This is a genomic window from Blautia sp. MSJ-36 (assembly GCF_018917985.1).
In the GTDB taxonomy this organism is placed as follows: domain Bacteria; phylum Bacillota; class Clostridia; order Lachnospirales; family Lachnospiraceae; genus Blautia_A.
This window is the reverse complement of record NZ_JAHLPQ010000006.1, coordinates 59,775-79,764: the sequence shown is the minus strand read 5'-3', so window position 1 is coordinate 79,764 and position 19,990 is coordinate 59,775. Positions and strand designations below refer to the sequence as shown.

The following is a 19,990-nucleotide window of genomic DNA, read 5'->3' as shown; positions in this document are numbered from 1 at the left end:
AGGCGAATGCGCTATATTGATTATCAGCTATCGCATTCCAAAACTTATTTTATATGGAGGAAACATGACAAAACTCAAAGATTATATTCAGCTTCATCTGAATATCCTGCTGTTTTCTCTTACCAGCGTTTTTTCCAAATTTGCATCGGTTTATTATAATAAAGAAGGGCTTACCAGCCCGCTTCTCTATGTATTTCTTTTTCTTATGATTGCAAACTGTGGAATTTACGCCATTGCATGGCAGCAGGTAATCAAAAAATTTTCCCTTTCCACAGCCTACGCAAACAAAAGCGTCTATCTCCTGTGGTCCCAGGTATGGGCTGTGATCATTTTTCACGAAAATCTGTCGATTCAGAACATTATCGGTATCCTGATTGTTCTAATCGGAGTCTGGACGGTGCAGAGATATGAATAGAACTTTTATGCTGATTATGTTGGCAGGAACCTTTTTTTCCGCAATTTCACAGGTTCTTCTGAAACAGAGCGCCAATATCACTTACAAAAATCCTCTCAGGGAATACCTGAACTGGAGAGTCATCCTGGCCTATGGCATTTTTTTCGGGGTCCTTCTTTTAAATACCTGGTGTTATACCAAAGTCGACATGAAGTTCGGGCCTGTGATTGATACGGCCGCTTATGTCTTTGTACTGATTTTTTCCTGGCGCATCCTGAAGGAAAAAATTACCCGCGGAAAAATCATCGGAAATCTGATTATTATTGTAGGAATTCTGGTTTATACCTTATAATTTTCCATGACAGACAAAAAAATGGCAGTTGCGGATTGCACTGCCATTTTTTTTACTGCTGTTTTTTATTTCGTTGTGCATACACCTTTGGAATTGAAGGTATAGTTCTTGCCTTTTATCTTCAGAGTACAGTCTCTATACATAATTCCTGTATCCGGATCAAAATAATAGCTCTTTCCATTAAGTGTCAGCCAGGATCTGCACATTTTTCCATCCGACATGAAATAATAAGTATGTTTTTCATTATTTCCGCTCCATGTATAAAATACACTCTTAACCATGATGCCATCCCCCCCAAAATAATAGACATCATCATTGCTGTTCATATACCTTACATATTTCATCATATAACCATATTTTGTCTGGAAATAGTAGTAATTCTTGCCTACTTTTTTCATGCCTTTTAACGCTTTTCCGGTTTTGTCAAAGTAGTATTTCTTACCACTTACGGTTATCCACCTGCTCTTTACCATCACACCGTATTTGTCTACATATCTCACCACATTTTTGGAATCCGTAATTTTTTTACTTTTGTACATTCCATTTGTTTTATTGATATAATAGGTTTTTTCACTTACGGTAACCCAGCCGGTTTTCTTAACACCGTTCAGATAATAGAATTTTTTTCCGTTTTCTGTGTACCATCCGGTTTTTCCGGAGGAAGTATCCGGTTTTGTAGAGGCTTTATAGCTGCTCTGTGCATGCCATCTTGGAGTAATTTTTTTTGTGTAATCCACATATCCGAAATCAACATCTACCGTAGAATAACTTGGAATTCCACTGATCAGTCCCTTGGTTGTCTTCAGATATCCGCCACCATCACCATCCGTTGCCTGCCAGATTGTGTATTTGTATTTTTTCTTGTCTGGTGCAAGAATCTTGTCGCCATATCTCGCAAGCCAGACATCATAACCGGTCATTTTACTCCAGTCAAGCTTATTGTCATACCAGTCTGTGTTGCAGTAGATCATCGGATAATATCCTGCTTTTTTGATCTCATTGCAAAATGCTCTGGCAATACTTGCAATCTGGGATGCAGAAAGGCTTCGCATTTTTTCATACTCAATATCAAACACTACCGGATAAGAAACTTTATATCCGTCCATTTTTTTAATCGCAAGCTGTGCTTCTTTCATCGCCTGCTGTGTGGTAGTTGCAAGGCTATATACATAAGTTCCCACTGGAAGCCCTACTTTTTCTGTCTGTTTCATATTATAATCGTAGGTCTTATCCAGATGATTTAATCCGTAGGAAATCCTTACAAACGCAAAGTCCACATTATCATTTTTCACCTTACTCCAGTTAATGGTGTCCTGCCATTCAGAAACATCGATGCCTCTTGTAATTGCTCCTTCCAGCTTCTGCCCGCTTCCATTATAGCAAACACCGTTGATTTTCTTCCATGCTTTGGAACTGGTTGTGGAATTCTGTGTTGCTTTTCCACTGGGAACTTTCTCAATTCGTTCTTCCTCAGCAACGGCATCACTGCGGTCCACTCCACCGCCACCCATTGCCATCGCTGTAGTCCCCATTGTTCCGATCCCTAACAATGCTGCCATACACCCTGCTGCCAGCCATCTTTTCCAGTTTTTCATCTTCGTTCCTTTCCCATCATCATAATCAGTTGTCAGATGAATTTATTATACCGCCATAAAATGGAAAGTAAAGACTTATTGCCAAGTATTTTCTGATGGCATAAAGAAGGCCGGTGTCAGCTCACTGGCTGATCACCGGCCTTCTGTTATTTACTTAATAGATATTCAAAATCACGGCACTTCCGGGTCGGTCGGGTCAAAACTTCCATCTCCGCGGAATGTGGCAAGTGGTCTGCGGCCTAACGGTCCCTTGAAGGATTCGTTGCTGCTGTATTTACCACTGCTGTAAATATGGATTGTAGAACCATTACAATTCTCATATACCCATTTTGCATCTGCAACACAGGTACGGATGCATCCATGAGATGCCGGCTGACCAAGTTTCAGATATTCTCCTGCCGGAAGATTGTAAACACTCTTTGTTGCACCAGCTACAGAATGAATGAAAATACCACCCTGTCCGCATCCGTCAACATGTGTTCCATACTGTCCCCAGGACGGTCCCATCAGCGGCTGCCATCTCAGGCTACGGCTCAGTCTGTATGTACCATCCCATGTCGGTGTTGCGGCAAGACCTACAGAAACACGGATTGTCTTAACCGGAATCTTCTTGCTGGAATCTGTATAAACAGTCATAACACCATTGGTCTTATCTACTTCCAGATAATACGGTCCCTTATAAATAGAAGTAAGGTCGTTACGACGGTATCCGTTCTTATCAAAGTAATAGAGTTTACCATCAATCCAGCGTTTTGTATTGGTCAGATATTTGGAACCTGTATCCGGATCGATATATTTTACCTGATCATAGTAATCGCTGAAAATTACCCATCCTGTTGAAAAACGTCCCTGGCTGTCCAGATAACCGTTTACAGAACCACGTTTCATGGATTTATTGGTTACTGCTGTATAATTGCTGAAATAATACCAGTATTTTCCGGATTTCTGCCATCCGCTCTTTTTCAGGACACCGTTCTTGTCTGCATAGTACCACTTATTCTGATAACGGATCAGTGTATTCTTGTACATCCATCCACGATGGTTCTTGGAATCTGAAGTAGCAAAGAAGTAATATTTGCTGCCAATTTTGGTTTTACCACCTACCAGCTGTCCTGTGCTGTTAAAGTAATAGCTCTTTCCGGAGCTCTTTGCTGTCAGCATCTGACTCTTATAATGATTTCCCTTGCTGTCAAAGTAGAACCAGCCGAAGAATTTACCCTTTGTATCGGTCACTTTCTGCCATCCGTGCTTTTCAACAACTCTTCCCGGAGTACTTCCAAAATAATAAATCTTGTTGGAAGCTCCCGGACAGCTGTGCCAGCAGTTTTTCCAGGTAACTCTCTTTCCATCACTTCCGAAGTAATATCTGTATCCATTTTTATATTTGACGAGTTTCTGTTTGATTACACGGCCTTTGCTGTCTGTAATATAATATGCATTATTCTTGTTTGCGGCCTTTGCCATTGTGCTCTTCATAACATAGCCGCTGGAATTCAGCATATACAGATATTTCTTGGACATTACCTTGGATACATAAACACCATGTTTCATGATCTGTCCACGTGTGGATGACTTCGGGCTGCAGTAAATGAAACGTTTTTCCTTCTTACTGTTCAGCACATAGGTCCATCCGCCGTAGAAAAGTTTTCCTGGAATCTCTCCACTCTTGGATGCCGGTTTAAAGTAATATTCATAAGTCGTAGAACCGGTTGTCAGTTTAATGATACCAACACGCGGCGCACCATTTTTTGCAAGTGTATAATAGGCACTTCCAATTTTATAGACTTTTCCGTAAATATTACATTCTTCTACCGTCATATAATTGCCGGCTGAACTGTAATAGCGGAAAGTTGTTCCTGTCCACAGCCAGTATTTTCTCTGCTGCTGTCCAAGATTGGAGGTCCATGGTGTGATCGCCTGGTCTTCACATCCTGCATACAGAGTTGCTTTATCCTTCTCAAGAAGGTACCATTCTACTTTCTTGGTTCCGGTGTAACCATCTACGCCTGGCTCCCGTGTTACACGTCCTGTCATCAGATATCCTTTTTCATTGAAAAGATAATATCCGACATGGCCATCGGTATTGATTTTCAGAAGACCATCTGCTGATGTAAAATAACTCTTTTCCGTAGTTGCAACGGTTGAATCAGATTCTGCTGCCTCTGTTGCTTCACCATTATCCAGAGCCAGATTTTCAACTGAAGCATTTTCGGTCTCTTCAGCTGTTTCTGTTGAAACTTCCGGCTGTACAGCCTCCTGTGTATTTTCTGTTTCTGTTGTTTCTGTTGTTTCTGCTGAATCTGTTGTATCACTGCTGTCAGCTGCATCCTCGGAAACGGCTGCCGGAGTTTCTTCCGTGCTGCTGTCCGTCTGTTCTTCTGTCTGATTTCCGGATTCTGTTGCCGGTACCACCTCATCAGAAGCTGTCTTTTTGAGAAGTCTGAATCCCATGCTGTCAGATTCCCAGTCACTGCTCTTGGCAATAACCACACCATCTACAAGCTCTGCACCCTCCGAAACGACTGCCGCTGTAGCTCCGTCATCGGTATTCTGTGTTTTTGTATCTTTTACAGACGGATCTTCCAGTTCCTGCACTTCTCCTGCACTGAATTCATCCGCCGGAGTTGTTGTATCTGCTTCCGGTGTTTCTGTAATATCCGGAGTCTCTGTGATATCCGGTGTTTCTGTCACATCCGGAGTCTCTGTAATATCCGGGGTCTCTACTGTGTCCCCTGATATATCTGCAGTTCCATCTTCCTCTGCCGTATCTGTCTGTTCCTCTTCTGTCTGAGGCTGCTGTACAGTTTCTGCTTCATCACCAAAACTGTCCGCTGTCACGTCTGTGCCAGTCTCTGCCGCCTGCACCTGTGCGCTGCCCAAAGCTGCAGCTCCGGCTTCCAGTGTACCACCCATGCACAACGTAAGGCTGAGCACGATTGCCACAACTCTTCTCTTCACAATAATCCCTCCTACTCATGCTGCTGTTAATGATTGATATTGTTACCGTATCATTCGCCCAATCCGCTCTCAATAAGAGCCACAAGCGCATCAAGCGCCGCCTGCTCATCCTCACCATCGCAGATCAGGGTAATCTCATCTCCCCTTTTTACACAGGCTCCCAGTACACTCAGCACACTCTTGGCATTCGCCGTGCCACCGTCATGCTGAAATGTTATGGAAGATTTATATTTTATTGCCTCGCCGCATAAGAGCCCTGCGGGGCGGAGATGAAGCCCTGATGGGTTTCTGACCGTTACCTGATAACTTAACATTACGAATGTCTCCCTTGTATAGTGTTTCTTATCTGTTACTGACTGTTTCCACTGTCCACATTGGAAACTTTGGAGATCTTGATCTCTGCGGTTACATCTTCCAGAAGCTTATATCCATCCGGAAGACTGATCTTAATCGGCACTTCATAGCTTCCTTCTTCCCAGTCGTCCATGGAAAGAACCGCACCCACCGATTTCAGATCAAACTTCGACAGATCTCCGTCTTCTGCCTGAACCTTCAGCTCTATATCCGCAACTTCAAACGCCAGCTGAAGATTATCCGACAGACCTTTTACTTTAATATCCTCCGTCGGGAAACTGTATATCTTACTGCCTTCCGGCAGGATATTCACGGTAATCCAGAGATCGGCGCTGGAGCCTGATGTCAGTTTCAGTCCATCTGGAAGGAGCTCTGACAGATTAACTTTTTTCTCTACATCATTACTTTTTCCTGAAATATCCACATTCTCGCTGTCGAGATAGATGGTATTTCCCTGAAGTTTCAGATTATTCAGAGCCTCCTCGCTTCCGGCTACGCTGAACGTCTCCGGCACAGTCGTAACACTGTCCACCACATAACCTTCTGCCGGTTCTCCGGTATATCCTGCACTGATGCGAATATCGGAACGCACCTTCCAAAGTTTTGCGGTGACATTCACTTTTCCGTTGTTGTCAAATTTCAGATAACTCATGGAATTGGATGAAAGGGTATCCTGATTCTTATCCGTAATCGTCAACTCCGCGTTGGTGATCGTTGTATCCTGATCAATTCCATCAACTTTGGAGCTCACGTCTACGCTCACACTATCTATTTTACCAACAAGTGACTCCGGTCCTGTAACCCTGACTTTTTCCGGGTTAGCTGTAAGTGAAGCAATTTCCAGTCCCTGTGCCGGCTTACTGTCTCCACTGCTTACATTGATCGCAAACTCCTTGGTCACCTTTTTTTCGAGATGTACGCTGAGATTCTGTGGTGACACCCGGATATTTTCCGCAAGAATTCCGGAACAGGTGGCTGTAATGGGAATCATCACCGGATCGGTATCTGTAGACTGTGCCTGCTGCAGATCTGCAACTGCCTTAATATCACTTGAGGTAATACGGTTTACAGTCTTACGGGATCCCGTAATATATACACGTACGGTATTTTCGCTGTCATCCTGCATAACCATTTCACCAAGCTGATCTACATAAGCCTCATTGATAATCTGTACATCGGAAATCACAAAACCTTTTGTGACAATAGGATCATCAACATTTACCACGATCAGCCATACAAGAATGCCCACAATGACGGACATAATTTTCAAAGGGATGTTTTTAGTCAGATTTTTCTTCATGTTTCACTCTCCCTTTCAGCAGATTTCGCAGTTTGCTGTTGTCAACCACTTTCTTATTCTGAGCTGCAACCAGAACTCCACGAAGCTGTTTGCTGTTAAGCCCCCTGGAGAGTTCTCCTCCCTGTGCAACGGAAACCTGTCCGGTTTCCTCTGAAACAATGATTGTAAGGGAATCTGTAGCCTCACTGATTCCCACACCAGCTCTGTGTCTTGTTCCCAGCTGTTTACTCAGTTCCATATTATCAGAAAGAGGCAGATAACAGGTTGCCGCAACCACACGGTTGCCACGGACAATTACGGCACCATCGTGAAGCGGAGTATTATGCTCAAAAATATTGATCAGAAGCTGACTGGTAAGAATACCGTCAATATTAATACCTGTACGCACATATTCATCCAGACGTATTTCTTCCTCAATAACAATCAGTGCACCGGTCTTAACTTCACCCATATCAAAGCATGCCTTAACCAGCTCGTTAATGGTCTTATCGTTAAAACGTTCCTGTACTTCTTTTCCGGTATCAAAGGGAATAATTGTGGAAACAATTTTTTTCTGTCCCAGCTGTTCCAGGGCACGCCGCAGCTCCGGCTGAAAAATTACAATTACACCAATCACCAGCACATTGGCCAGGTTCCGGAAAATCCACAGGATTGTATTCATTTTGAAAATGTAGGCGATCAGAATAAAACCAAGGACTATCAGAATACCCTTAAGAAGCGTATATGCCCGTGTAAATTTAATCCAAGCCATAAACTGATATACAAAGAAAGAAATCAGTCCAATCTCAATAATATCAATCACACCAAGCCCCGGAAGTGAAATTTTCCCAAGATATCCGGCCAGAACTGACAGTGTATTCTGCATAAGTCTCCTCCTTTCTTTCTGATCTTCCTAAAATTTTTAAAGGTCTTTCAGTGATTCTTCCAGCTGTTTTTCGAAATCAATCTCATCAATTTCCTGTGGTTTCTCACTTACTGTATTTTCAAAATTTTCCATTCTTGATACGGTTCTGGGATCTTTACGTTCTGAAAAATCCTCATCCCTGAAAACTACCCTGTCTTCTTTCTTCTTTTCTTCCCGTACAGGCTCTGCGTTAATCTTCTTGATACTTCTCTCAGAAGTTGATACGGAAGCCTTCGGAACAGCCTTTACGTAGTAATAATATTCGTCATCTTCATATTCCAGCCGTTCTGTTCTGCTGTAATCTCCGCCAAATACAAAAAATTCCAGCACAAATCCAACAAGAACCGAAGCCACGGTGGAAACGATCATCGGTATCATGGATACGGTCACATCAAGGCAAAAATCTCCGGCAAGGATAATCAGAATATATGTCACGCCTCCGGCAATGATTGCGATTCTCCATGCATAGTCAAAAGCCCTCGTTCTGAGAAGGTTCACCAACAGAACAACTACAACAAATGCAATTACGGTAATCCACATTGCCCAGTTCTGGACAAGTCCGTCAGAAAGCAGTTTCAATTTCTCTGCAATCTCCGTTCCCTGATCACTAAGCGCCGCAGACTGTGCATGAACAAAACGGATAAAATAATAAATCACCACTCCACATCCTGCCGGAAGTGCTGAAACAGCGCTGCCAAGCAAACCTGCACTTAACGGAAGAAGGGCCGGAACGCTGAACCCAAAGGAAAGTGGTGTCAGAATCAGCACCAGATTCTGTGATTTGCTGAATCTCAGGAACAAAATCATCATAAAAAGAATCAGCACCAGCATAAATCCCGCAACTTCAACACTTACTGCATAACAGTGTCCGATCATCATCGCAAATCCGATAAACATCATTACTGATGTGGGAAGGATTGAACAAACCAGTGCCAGAATCAGGATTACAAAAATATTATCCAGCTGTTTCATATAGCCCATGTTGCTGTTAATCCAGAGAAAATAGACAAATGCCAGGGCAAACTTCAGAACCGGCAGTATATATACTTCATATTGTCCATAAAATCTCTTGATATTCTGTTTCATTTCAAGTAAAGCTGTCATTTTCTGTGTCCTCCTGCATTTCTCCGGGCAGGAGTTCTTTTCTCTTCCCGTCCGTAGATTTTTTCCAGTCTGGTAAGATCCTGATAATATTCCTTTACGCTCTTCTTGGCACGGTAATATTTCACAGAATACTGGATGTAGGTCAGTACTGAATACGCAATAAGTACGATCAGGTAACCGACTATCACATAAATTCCTACTGCAACCAGATTAATCTTATTCACATTGTCCATAAGATATTCACTGAAATACGCAGCAATTCCGGCAAGCAGCAGCACATAACCGATGGTTACCAGAAAGAAATTTTTGATCAGTGCAAGACCAATATAATCACTCCGGTAAAACCTGCTTACCGGAAGATATTTCCTGCCTTCTCCATGCTCATACATGGCAAGACGATTCATGATCTTCACCTTTTCTTCATTTACCATAAATAACTCCTCATAAGCTTTCTTATTTAACTGCAATCAAATTTATTGTAGCATAGTTCCCTACCTATGAAAAGTGTTTTTTCGGCTCTTTCACGCCCTTCCAGCGCATACTGTAAGGAAATAAACATCCTTTGCTCCTGCCTCCTGAAGACACATTGCCATGGCATCCATTGTGCTTCCTGTTGTATAAACATCATCCACCACCAGTACAGAAAAACCGGTAATTTTCCGGGTTACCAGATATGCGTTTCTGAGGTTTTTCTTCCTCTGGGACGCATTGAGTTTTTTCTGGGATTTCGTGTTCCGGATCTTAATTACCAGATTGTCACTCCACGGAATTCCCGTAAAACGGCTGACCCTCTCTGCAAGATATGCCGCCTGGTTGAACCCTCTCATCCGTTTCTTTCTGGAATGCAGGGGTACAGGCACAATCAGCTGCGGTTTCCAGCGTTCCAGATATTTTCTTCCATAAATACTTATGGCTTTTGCGTAGAAGTCTCCGTATTCCCGACATCCATAATACTTGAACCGTACCAGTGACTGACGCCAGATTTCCCCATAGGGAAAAATACTTCTTCCTTCTGTAAAATGATGAACCCCGCTTCTGCAGTCCTGGCAGTATTCTTCTTCCATCCTTACCGGTCTTCCGCATTTCATGCACAGAGGTTCCTTCATTGGTATGGCTTTTTGGAAGCAGTCCGGACAGACCAGACTGTTCTTTTCTTTCAGTATCTGATGACACAGAGGACACTTTTTCGGATAAAGCATATCCAGTAGAATTTCTGCTGTTTTTTTCAAGAAAGTCCTTTCTCCCCGATGGCGCTCTCCTGCTTAAGCTTCCAATTCGTCCAGTTCCCGGATTCTCTTATCCAGGGAACTATATCTCTGCTGCTGTTTCTCGTTACGGATCATCTCCGCAAAGGTATTCTCACTTCCAACCACTGTAACACATTTCCGCGCTCTGGTTACTGCTGTATACAGAAGGTTCCTGTTCATCAGCATTCTCGGTCCGGAAAGTATCGGAAGAATCACTGCCGGATATTCTGAACCCTGGGACTTATGTATGGTAACCGCATAGGCAAGTTCCAGTTCTTCCAGCTGTTTGAATGAATACTGTGCCTGACGTCCATCCTCAAATTCCACCGTTGCGGTTTCCGCAAACTCATTGATTTCTGTCATGATACCGGTATCTCCGTTAAATACCCCGACACCTTTGTCAACCGGTATCTTATATCTTCCGAGAATCTCCCATTCCAGCTGATAGTTGTTCTTCACCTGCATTACCTTGTCACCTTCGCGGAAAAGGCGCTGCCCGATTTCTTTTTCTTTTTTCTTCTCATCCGGCGGATTCAGATATCTCTGAAGAATCTGATTCAGCCTTTCCACTCCCAGAAGGCCTTTCCGCATAGGGGTCAGGACCTGAATTTCGTAAGGTTTGGCATCCACATAGCGGGGAAGTTTTTCCTGAATCAGAGCAATTACTACCCGGATAATAATATCTGCGTCATACCGTTTCAGGAAAAAGAAATCCCGGCTTTTGTTGTTGATGGTGACCTGTTCACCGCGGTTAATTTTGTGAGCATTTACTACGATATCGCTCTCTGATGCCTGCCGGAAAATCTTCTTCAGCTCAACCACCGGAAAACACCCGCTGCGTATAATATCCCTCAGCACATTTCCTGGTCCCACGCTTGGCAGCTGATTCTCATCCCCTACCAAAATCAGCCTGGTTCCTGCAGTTACCGCAAGAAGAAGCGAATACATCAAAGAAATATCCACCATGGACATTTCATCAATAATAATAACATCTGCTTCCAAAGGATTCTCAGAATTACGGTCAAAATGAACCGCTCTTCCCTCCTGTTCTCCTTCGGGAAGTCCATTCAGTTCCAAAAGACGGTGAATGGTCTGCGCCTCATAGCCGGTGGCTTCGGTCATTCTTTTTGCAGCACGGCCGGTAGGTGCCGCAAGACGCAACTCTGCCCCTTCTTCTTCAAAATACCGGATAATTGCATTGATTGTGGTTGTTTTTCCGGTTCCGGGGCCTCCTGTAAGAATAAACAATCCATGCTGGGCAGCAGATGCTACCGCCTGTTTCTGCATCTCGTCCAGTTCTGTCCCTGTCTCTTTTTCAATTCTGGAGATCCGTTTTTTCATCATCTGCTCATCTTCCGGACAGAGAATGTTCAGTTCACATAACATTTTTGCAGAATTCAGTTCCAGATAATAATATTGTGTAGGATAAACCACTATCCCTTCTTCGGTTTCCTTCAGAATCAGTTTCCGGTCCACAACCATATCCATGAGATGTTTCTCCATGTAGGAAACGTCCACCCCCAGAAGTTTGGATGCCCTGGAAAAAAGCTCCTCTTTTGGAAGGTAAATATGTCCTTCCCCGGAAGCCTGTAGGAGAGTATACAACATTCCACTTCGGATTCTGTAATCTGAATCTGTATGGATGCCGATTCTGGAAGCAATCTCATCTGCAATTCGAAATCCCACACCGCTGATATCCTCTGCAAGGCGATATGGATTTTCCTGAAGAACTCCATATACAGACTGGCCGTATTTCTGGTAAATCTTCGCTCCCAGATTCAGTGATATTCCATATTTCTGCAGAAAAACCATGGCCCGGCGCATATCTGCCTTTTCTGTCATCTGTTCGGCGATCTCCAGTGCCTTCTTCTCACTGATGCCTTTAATCTCCGCCAGCCGCTCCGGTTCTTCCTCCACAATCCGCATGGTATCATTCCCGAAGCGTCGCACGATCCTTGCCGCAAGTGCCGCACCAATTCCCTTGATTGCTCCGGATCCCAGATATCTCTCCATTGCCAGCGCATCTTCCGGCATTTTTTCTGTATAGGAGGAAATCTGAAACTGCTTGCCATATACCGGATGGGTGATATAATTTCCCGTCGCCTCAATGGACGCTCCCTGCGTAATTGCAGGAAATGTTCCCACACAGGTAAGCTCCTGTTCCTCTTCCATCCCCTTCAGCACCATAACCGTATATCCATTATCATCATTCCGGAAAATCACATGATCTATATATCCTGTAACTGTTTCGCTCATTTTCTTCTCCTTTATAAGCAAAAGGCACTGCTGCTGCAGCGCCTTAACCTTTACATTCTCGACATGATTTCCGCATATTTCCCTGTTCCGGCAGCCACCACAAGCATGGCATCCTGCACAGTCAGCGTGCTTACACCTGTCTTCTGTTCAATCAGTGCATCCATGCCATGAAGCATAGCTCCACCACCTGTAAGAACAATTCCTCTGTCCATAATATCTGCAGCCAGTTCTGGTGGTGTCTTTTCGAGGACACCATGAACTGCTTCCACAATCTGTCCGGTAGCTTCCCTCAGGGCAGTACGGATTTCTTCCGAAGTCAGTGTGGCAACTTTGGGAAGTCCTGTGATAATGTTTCTGCCTTTTACTTCCATAGTCCTAAGATCTGCCTCTTCGCTGGCCGTCCCGATTTTGATTTTAATGTTCTCCGCAGCATCCTCTCCGATAAAAAGGCTGTGCTTCTCTCTTACATAATTCATAATTGCGTGGTTAAAATTATCTCCCGCAACCTTCACAGATGCAGAAACTACCACGCCTCCTACAGATATAACCGCAACATCCGTAGTTCCCGCCCCAATATCCACAATCAGATTTCCAAAAGGTTTGGTGATATCCACACCTGCTCCAATTGCGGCAGCAATCGGTTCTTCCACAAGAAAAACCGCCCTGGCTCCGGACTGATATGCAGCTTCTTCCATAGCCTTACGCTCAATTTCCGTAATGCCGCTTGGCACGCTGATGCTGACCCTCGGTTTCCGAAAAGCTCTCCGTCCCATGGCCTGAGAAATAAAATATTTCAGCATCTTTTCCATTACATTATAATCTACAATCACGCCTCTGCGGATCGGCCATATGACTTCCATGTTGGATGACAGATGTCCCGCCATCTGTCTGGCCTCTTCTCCGATAGCTCTGATTTTCTCTGTATCTTTATCATAAATAACCACAGAAGGCTCTCTCAAAACGATTCCCCTGCCTGTGGAAAACACCAGACTGTTTCTGGTTCCCAGATCGATTCCGATATCTTTTGCCGGCATAAATCCTCCCGCCTGCGTCTGCACTGTTCTTCTGCCAACGCATCTTCTGACTTGTTCTGTTCTCTCTTCTATATCTTTCTCCCGCAGATATTGCATAATCTCACAGCATCTGCCGGAAAGTTCCCGCACTTCATTATATACAAAACCATCGGAATTGAAAAGGACTTTTACCGGTTATTTCTGCTCCAGGTATTTTTTCACATATTTACCGGTGTAGGAAACCGGGCTTGCCGCCACTTCTTCCGGTGTTCCTCTGGCAATTACCGTTCCGCCTCTGTCACCGCCCTCCGGGCCGATATCAATAATATAATCAGCCGTCTTGATCACATCCAGATTATGTTCAATAACCACAACCGTATTTCCACCTTCGGACAGGCGGCGCAGAATCTCAATCAGCTTGTGCACATCTGCAAAATGCAGCCCTGTAGTCGGCTCATCCAGAATATAGATTGTTTTTCCTGTACTTCGCTTACTGAGCTCCGTGGCAAGCTTGATACGCTGTGCCTCACCTCCGGAAAGAGTTGTGGACGGCTGTCCCAGACGGATATACGAAAGGCCGACATCGTACAGCGTCTCAATCTTTCTGCGGATCGAAGGAACATTTTCAAAAAATGTCAGCGCCTCTTCCACCGTCATATTCAGCACATCATAAATACTCTTGCCCTTATATTTCACTTCCAGTGTCTCTCGGTTATAACGCTTTCCCTTGCAGACTTCACAAGGCACATACACATCCGGCAGAAAATGCATCTCAATCTTGATGATTCCGTCTCCACTGCAGGCTTCGCACCGTCCACCCTTGACATTAAAGCTGAAACGTCCTTTCTTGTAACCCTTGGCCTTGGCATCTGCAGTTGCCGCAAAAAGATCACGGATCTGGTCAAAAACGCCGGTGTAAGTTGCAGGGTTGGAACGTGGTGTTCTTCCAATCGGAGACTGATCAATATCAATTACCTTATCCAGCTGATCAATTCCCAGGATATCATCATGCTTTCCGGGAATCACCCTGGCACGGTTCAGATCTCTCGCCAGTCTCTTATAGAGAATCTCATTAATCAGGGAACTCTTACCGGACCCGGAAACACCGGTGATACAGGTCATGACTCCCAGTGGAATATCCACATCAATGTGCTTCAGGTTGTTCTCGGATGCTCCTTTGATTGTCAGAAATCCGGTTGGTTCCTTCCGCACTTCCGGTACCGGGATCTTCCGTCTTCCACTTAAATAGGCACCGGTTACAGAATTCTCATTCTTCATCAGATCCTCGGCCGTACCCATGGCAACCAGCTGTCCGCCATGTTCTCCGGCACCCGGGCCAATGTCAATCACACAGTCCGCCGCACGCATGGTATCTTCATCATGTTCCACCACAATCAGACTGTTACCAAGATCCCGAAGCCTCATCAGTGCTCCGAGAAGCTTGTCATTATCTCTCTGATGAAGTCCGATGCTTGGCTCATCCAGAATATAGGCAACTCCCACAAGGCCGGAACCAATCTGTGTTGCAAGACGGATTCTCTGCGCCTCGCCTCCGGAAAGGGTTCCGGTAGCCCTTCCAAGAGAAAGATATTCCAGCCCAACTTCTGCCAGAAATCCTACTCTGGCACGGATTTCCTTCAGGATCTGCTTCCCGATCAGCTCCTGCTGGCTGGAAAGCTTCAGGTCATGGAGAAAGCCCTGTAGTTTCTCCACCGGCATATTGGTCACTTCATAGATATTCTTATCTGCCACAGTCACTGCCAGAGATTCCTTTTTCAGTCGCTGGCCCTTGCAGGCATTACATGGAGTGATACGCATAAAACTCTCATATTCCTGCTTCATGGTCTCAGAACCGGTCTCCCGGTATCTCTGTTCCACGTTCCGGATCAGTCCCGGAAATGCCACATCATAGACTCCTTCCCCACGCTGGCCTTTATAATAAACTTTCACCGAATGGCCACCAGTACCGTTGATGAGAATATCCTGAATTTTCTTCGGGTATTCACAGAACGGTGTATCCAGGGAAAAATCATATTCTCTGGAAAGGGCATCCAGAATCGCCCTGGAAAAACTTCCCTGTGTTGTACAGGACTGCCATCCGAGAACTGCAATTGCTCCCTCATTGATGCTCAGCTTCTTATCCGGAATCATCAGGTCAATATCAAATTCCATCTTATAACCAAGTCCCAGACACTGGGGGCAGGCACCGAAGGGATTATTGAAAGAAAAGCTTCTCGGTTCGATCTCATCAATGCTGATTCCGCAGTCCGGGCAGGAAAAACTCTGGCTGAAGTTCAGAAGTTTCCCGTCCATGGTATCTACTACGAGAAGGCCGTCTGCCAGTTCCAGTACTGTCTCAATGGAATCGGAAAGACGTTTCTCAATTCCTGGTTTCACAATGAGACGGTCCACAACAATCTCAATATTATGCTTAATGTTCTTATCCAGCTTGATCTCTTCTGAAAGTTCATACAGACTTCCATCAATCTGTACTCTTACATATCCGCTTCTTCTGGCCTGATCCAGAAGCTTGGCATGTGTTCCCTTCCGACCACGGACTACCGGTGCAAGAAGCTGAATCTTCTGCCGCTCCGGAAGCGTCATAATCTGATCTACCATCTGGTCTACGGTCTGCTTGCGGATCTCTCTTCCACATTTCGGGCAGTGTGGAATTCCCACACGGGCATACAGAAGACGGAAATAATCATAGATCTCCGTTACAGTTCCCACAGTAGAACGGGGATTCCGGTTCGTTGACTTCTGATCAATGGAAATCGCAGGAGGAAGTCCCTCAATACTCTCCACATCCGGCTTCTCCATCTGCCCGAGGAACTGTCTTGCATAGGAAGAAAGAGATTCCATATAACGCCTCTGTCCTTCCGCATAGATCGTATCAAACGCAAGGGATGACTTACCGGATCCACTGAGCCCGGTAAGTACCACAAACTGGTCTCTGGGAATATCCACGCTGAGATTCTTAAGATTATTCTCATTCGCTCCACGTATTCTGATAAAACGCTTCTTATCGTTCACTTCTGCTGACATGAAAGCCTCCTACTCTGCCCGGCCATATAAAAATCTTCCGGTATTTTCTTCTATAGCAGAATATCTGTCTCTCATTCTGCTGTAAAATTTCTGTTTGTTTTTTACAGTATACAATCAGAACATTCGTTCGTCAAGGTGAAAAAATCGACAAAATCCGCTACAGGAGAAAATCTGCCATCACCCCGTTGCTCACGTGAATTCCCCGTCTGGTCAGAAAGATCCTGCCGTCTTTTTGTTCCAGCAGACCAAGATTCCGGTGCTTTTTCAGAACCTCGCCGTAAATATTCTCCATATTTTCCCCGAAATATTCCTTGAATCCACGCAGTGATACCCCTTCTGTCATACGAAGCCCCAGAAACATAAATTCTGCCATCTCATCTTCCCTGGTGAGGGCTTCCACATTCCGGCGAATTTTTTCCGGAAATGCGCTGTTTCTGAGATATTCTTCCATATTATCTGTGTTGGAAAAACGCACATGATTCAGAAGTGAAGATGCGCCAAGTCCAAATCCCAGATAATCGGTTCTCTGCCAGTATCCCTTATTGTGCCTGCATTCCCGGCCTTTTTTTGCATAATTGGAAATTTCATACTGATGAAATCCGTATTCCCCCAGAATTGCGGCAGTATCCTCATACATGCGATATTCGGTGTCCTCATCCGGAAGTTTCAGCTCCCGTTCCCAGAAAGGCGTTCCCTCCTCCACAATCAGGCTGTATGCGGAAATATGCTCCGGTGAAAGTTCTGCCACTGTGCGGAGATTTTTTTCCCAGGCTTCATATGTCTGCTCCGGAATCGCACTCATGAGATCTATATTGATGTTCGTAAATCCTGCTTCTTCTGCCATGAAAAAACTTTCCAGAAATTCTTCCCAGGTATGAATCCGTCCCAGAATCTTCAGCTCCCGGTTCTGTGGTGACTGCAGACCCAGGCTCAGCCGGTTAATTCCGTGTTCCAGATACTCCTGAAGTTTTTCCTTATATAAAGTCCCCGGATTCGCTTCGATGGTAATCTCAGCATCCGGGGCCATAAAAAACTTATTTCTGATCTGATCCATTAAACCTGCAATAAACGCAGATTCCGGTACGGAAGGCGTTCCTCCTCCGATAAAAACTGTGGTAATCTCCCGATCCGGAAAATCCGAAACAGCCGCCAATTCTTTTTCAAGAGCACGAAAATATTCCGCCTGCCGCTCTTTTCCTGCAGGTCCCGAAAGGAAATCACAGTAATCGCATTTTTTCACACAGAAAGGAATATGAACATAGAGTTCCAGAGGCTTTTTTGCCTTATTCTCCATCTGCTGCTCCTTCCTCATTATCGGAAGTATCTGAACCAGAAGCACCTGTACTGTCTGCACTTCCGTCAGAAGCTGCCGGTGTTGGTGTCACATCAGTTATGCCAAGCGCCTCCCCGCCATTCTCTGCAAGATATTCATTTACCATCTTAAGACTTCCATTGGTAGTTACCGCAGACGGATCTATCTCCTGGGGCGCCACCGTAACAGTAGGCTCCGGCACTGTACTGATTTTGATCACGCTCTCATCTTCCGCATTTTTCTTCTTTGAGCCACATCCTGTAAGCAGAACTCCTGTCATCGTCAGAAGTCCTGCTGCCAGAAACAGCCGTTTTATATTTTTTTTCAAAAAGTCATCTCCTATTTATCATCCAGCTTCAGAACACTCATAAAGGCCTTCTGCGGAATCTCCACATTTCCTACCTGGCGCATACGCTTCTTACCTTCCTTCTGTTTCTCCAGAAGTTTCTTCTTACGGGAAATATCACCTCCGTAACACTTGGCAAGAACGTCTTTACGCATGGCTCTTACTGTCTCTCTGGCGATAACCTTGCTTCCGATGGCTGCCTGGATCGGGATCTCAAAGAGCTGTCTCGGGATTTCATCTTTCAGCTTCTCACACATCTTTCTGCCACGCTCATAAGCAGTGTCCGCATGGACAATAAAGGAAAGTGCATCCACTTCTTCCTTATTTACAAGGATATCCAGCTTCACAAGCTCACTTCTCTCATATCCGTCCAGCTCGTAATCCAGGGATGCATAACCTCTGGAACGTGATTTCAGCGCATCAAAGAAATCGTAGATGATCTCGTTGAGGGGCAATCTGTATTTCAGAAGTGCACGGGTTTCTTCCATATATTCCATGCCTTCGTACTGGCCTCGTCTCTCCTGACAGAGATCCATAATCGCACCGATGAACTCGGTGGTTACCATAATCTCAGCCTTCACCATTGGCTCTTCCATGTACTCGATCTCAGAAGGATCCGGAAGATTGGTCGGATTGGTCAGCTCAATGATCTCGCCATTGGTTTTGTAAACTTTATAGATAACACTTGGTGCTGTGGTTACAAGATCCAGGTTATATTCTCTCTCCAGACGCTCCTGAATAATCTCCAGATGAAGAAGTCCCAGGAATCCGCAGCGGAATCCAAATCCAAGGGCAACCGATGTCTCCGGTTCATAATAAAGAGAAGCATCATTGAGCTGAAGTTTCTCCAGTGCATCACGGAGATCGCCATACTTGGCTCCATCTGCCGGATAAAGTCCACAGTAAACCATAGGATTAACTTTCTTATATCCCGGAAGTGCCTCCGCACAGGGGTTGTCCGCATCCGTTACCGTATCACCCACACGGGTATCACGGACATTCTTGATACTGGCTGTGATATATCCAACCATACCCGCGGTCAGCTCATCACACGGAATAAACTGACCTGCACCAAAATATCCCACTTCTACAACTTCTGTGGTAAATCCGGTCGCCATCATATGGATTTTCGTGCCTTTTTTTACACGGCCGTCTTTCACTCTGCAAAATACGATAACGCCCTTATAAGGATCATAAACGGAGTCAAAAATCAGGGCTTTCAGCGGTGCGTCCACATCTCCTTCCGGAGCCGGAACCTTATTGACGATCTGCTCCAGAACCTGGTCTACATTTAATCCTGTTTTTGCGGAAATCTGTGGTGCATCCTGGGCTTCAATTCCGATTACATCCTCAATTTCATTAATAACACGCTCCGGATCCGCACTTGGAAGGTCGATCTTGTTGATCACCGGAACCACATCCAGGTCATGATCCAGTGCCATGTATACATTGGCAAGCGTCTGCGCCTCAATTCCCTGGGCAGCATCCACAACAAGAATGGCTCCGTCACAGGCCGCAAGGCTTCGAGAAACCTCATAGTTAAAGTCTACATGTCCGGGGGTATCAATCAGGTTAAAAATATACTCATTTCCATCCTTGGCTTTGTATACAATACGAACGGCCTGGGATTTAATAGTAATTCCCCTCTCTCTCTCAAGTTCCATGTTATCCAGAACCTGGGCCTGCATTTCTCTTTCTGTGAGAAGTCCCGTCATCTCAATAATACGGTCAGCAAGTGTTGATTTACCGTGGTCAATATGTGCAATGATACAAAAATTTCGAATTTTACTCTGGTCTATCATTCAGGAAG

The 19,990-nt window shown here is 44.8% G+C and carries 16 protein-coding genes; 2 read left to right on the top strand and 14 right to left on the bottom strand.

The window, feature by feature from the left end; translation table 11 throughout:
- Positions 1–64 precede the first annotated feature (64 nt).
- On the top strand, positions 65–415 hold the full coding sequence (locus tag KQI39_RS06585; protein ID WP_173761778.1) for an EamA-like transporter family protein: 351 nt from the start codon (positions 65–67) through the stop codon (positions 413–415).
- The gene (locus KQI39_RS06580; RefSeq protein ID WP_148445029.1) at positions 408–746 is read left to right on the top strand and encodes an EamA family transporter; all 339 of its coding nucleotides are present in this window, start codon (positions 408–410) and stop codon (positions 744–746) included. Before KQI39_RS06585 ends, KQI39_RS06580 begins: the two co-directional genes overlap by 8 nt.
- 65 nt (positions 747–811) lie before the next feature.
- Here KQI39_RS06580 and KQI39_RS06575 read toward each other — a convergent pair whose 3' ends face one another.
- The 14 genes from KQI39_RS06575 to lepA all read right to left on the bottom strand — a co-directional run bounded on the left by KQI39_RS06575 (position 812) and on the right by lepA (position 19,982).
- Entirely contained in the window at positions 812–2,341 is a 1,530-nt protein-coding gene (locus KQI39_RS06575) for a GH25 family lysozyme (protein WP_216417315.1), read from the bottom strand.
- Positions 2,342–2,512: 171 nt separating this feature from the next.
- Positions 2,513–5,299, bottom strand: coding sequence for a L,D-transpeptidase family protein (locus KQI39_RS17665; RefSeq protein ID WP_216417313.1), 2,787 nt, complete (start codon positions 5,297–5,299; stop codon positions 2,513–2,515).
- Between the two features lie 50 nt (positions 5,300–5,349).
- The gene (locus tag KQI39_RS06565) at positions 5,350–5,613 is read right to left on the bottom strand and encodes an HPr family phosphocarrier protein (protein ID WP_148445032.1); all 264 of its coding nucleotides are present in this window, start codon (positions 5,611–5,613) and stop codon (positions 5,350–5,352) included.
- A gap of 35 nt (positions 5,614–5,648) precedes the next feature.
- Positions 5,649–6,953, bottom strand: coding sequence for a CdaR family protein (locus tag KQI39_RS06560; protein ID WP_216417311.1), 1,305 nt, complete (start codon positions 6,951–6,953; stop codon positions 5,649–5,651).
- Positions 6,934–7,818 (bottom strand): diadenylate cyclase CdaA, encoded by an 885-nt coding sequence (gene cdaA / locus KQI39_RS06555; RefSeq protein WP_216417309.1) that lies wholly within the window; start codon positions 7,816–7,818, stop codon positions 6,934–6,936. Before cdaA ends, KQI39_RS06560 begins: the two co-directional genes overlap by 20 nt.
- Positions 7,819–7,854: 36 nt before the next feature.
- A complete protein-coding gene (locus KQI39_RS06550) occupies positions 7,855–8,961 on the bottom strand; it encodes a hypothetical protein (protein ID WP_148445035.1) in 1,107 nt (368 codons plus the stop codon).
- Positions 8,958–9,392, bottom strand: a complete 435-nt coding sequence (locus KQI39_RS06545) for a hypothetical protein (RefSeq protein ID WP_148445036.1) — start codon at positions 9,390–9,392, stop codon at positions 8,958–8,960. The genes KQI39_RS06550 and KQI39_RS06545 overlap by 4 nt, the downstream gene beginning before the upstream one ends.
- Positions 9,393–9,482: 90 nt before the next feature.
- Complete coding sequence (locus tag KQI39_RS06540) at positions 9,483–10,190, bottom strand: ComF family protein (protein WP_253293091.1); 708 nt, start codon at positions 10,188–10,190, stop codon at positions 9,483–9,485.
- 33 nt (positions 10,191–10,223) lie between these two features.
- Positions 10,224–12,464, bottom strand: a complete 2,241-nt coding sequence (recD2, locus tag KQI39_RS06535; protein WP_216417307.1) for an SF1B family DNA helicase RecD2 — start codon at positions 12,462–12,464, stop codon at positions 10,224–10,226.
- Positions 12,465–12,514: 50 nt separating this feature from the next.
- On the bottom strand, positions 12,515–13,498 hold the full coding sequence (locus tag KQI39_RS06530; protein WP_216417305.1) for a rod shape-determining protein: 984 nt from the start codon (positions 13,496–13,498) through the stop codon (positions 12,515–12,517).
- Between the two features lie 174 nt (positions 13,499–13,672).
- On the bottom strand, positions 13,673–16,522 hold the full coding sequence (gene uvrA, locus KQI39_RS06525; protein WP_216417303.1) for an excinuclease ABC subunit UvrA: 2,850 nt from the start codon (positions 16,520–16,522) through the stop codon (positions 13,673–13,675).
- 157 nt (positions 16,523–16,679) lie between these two features.
- Positions 16,680–17,816 carry a radical SAM family heme chaperone HemW gene (gene hemW, locus KQI39_RS06520; RefSeq protein WP_216417300.1) on the bottom strand — a complete coding sequence of 379 codons (1,137 nt, stop codon included), beginning with the start codon at positions 17,814–17,816 and terminating at the stop codon, positions 16,680–16,682.
- Entirely contained in the window at positions 17,806–18,162 is a 357-nt protein-coding gene (locus tag KQI39_RS06515) for a hypothetical protein (RefSeq protein WP_216417299.1), read from the bottom strand. Before KQI39_RS06515 ends, hemW begins: the two co-directional genes overlap by 11 nt.
- A gap of 11 nt (positions 18,163–18,173) precedes the next feature.
- On the bottom strand, positions 18,174–19,982 hold the full coding sequence (lepA, locus tag KQI39_RS06510; RefSeq protein WP_173761770.1) for a translation elongation factor 4: 1,809 nt from the start codon (positions 19,980–19,982) through the stop codon (positions 18,174–18,176).
- Between the last annotated feature and the right edge of the window lie 8 nt (positions 19,983–19,990).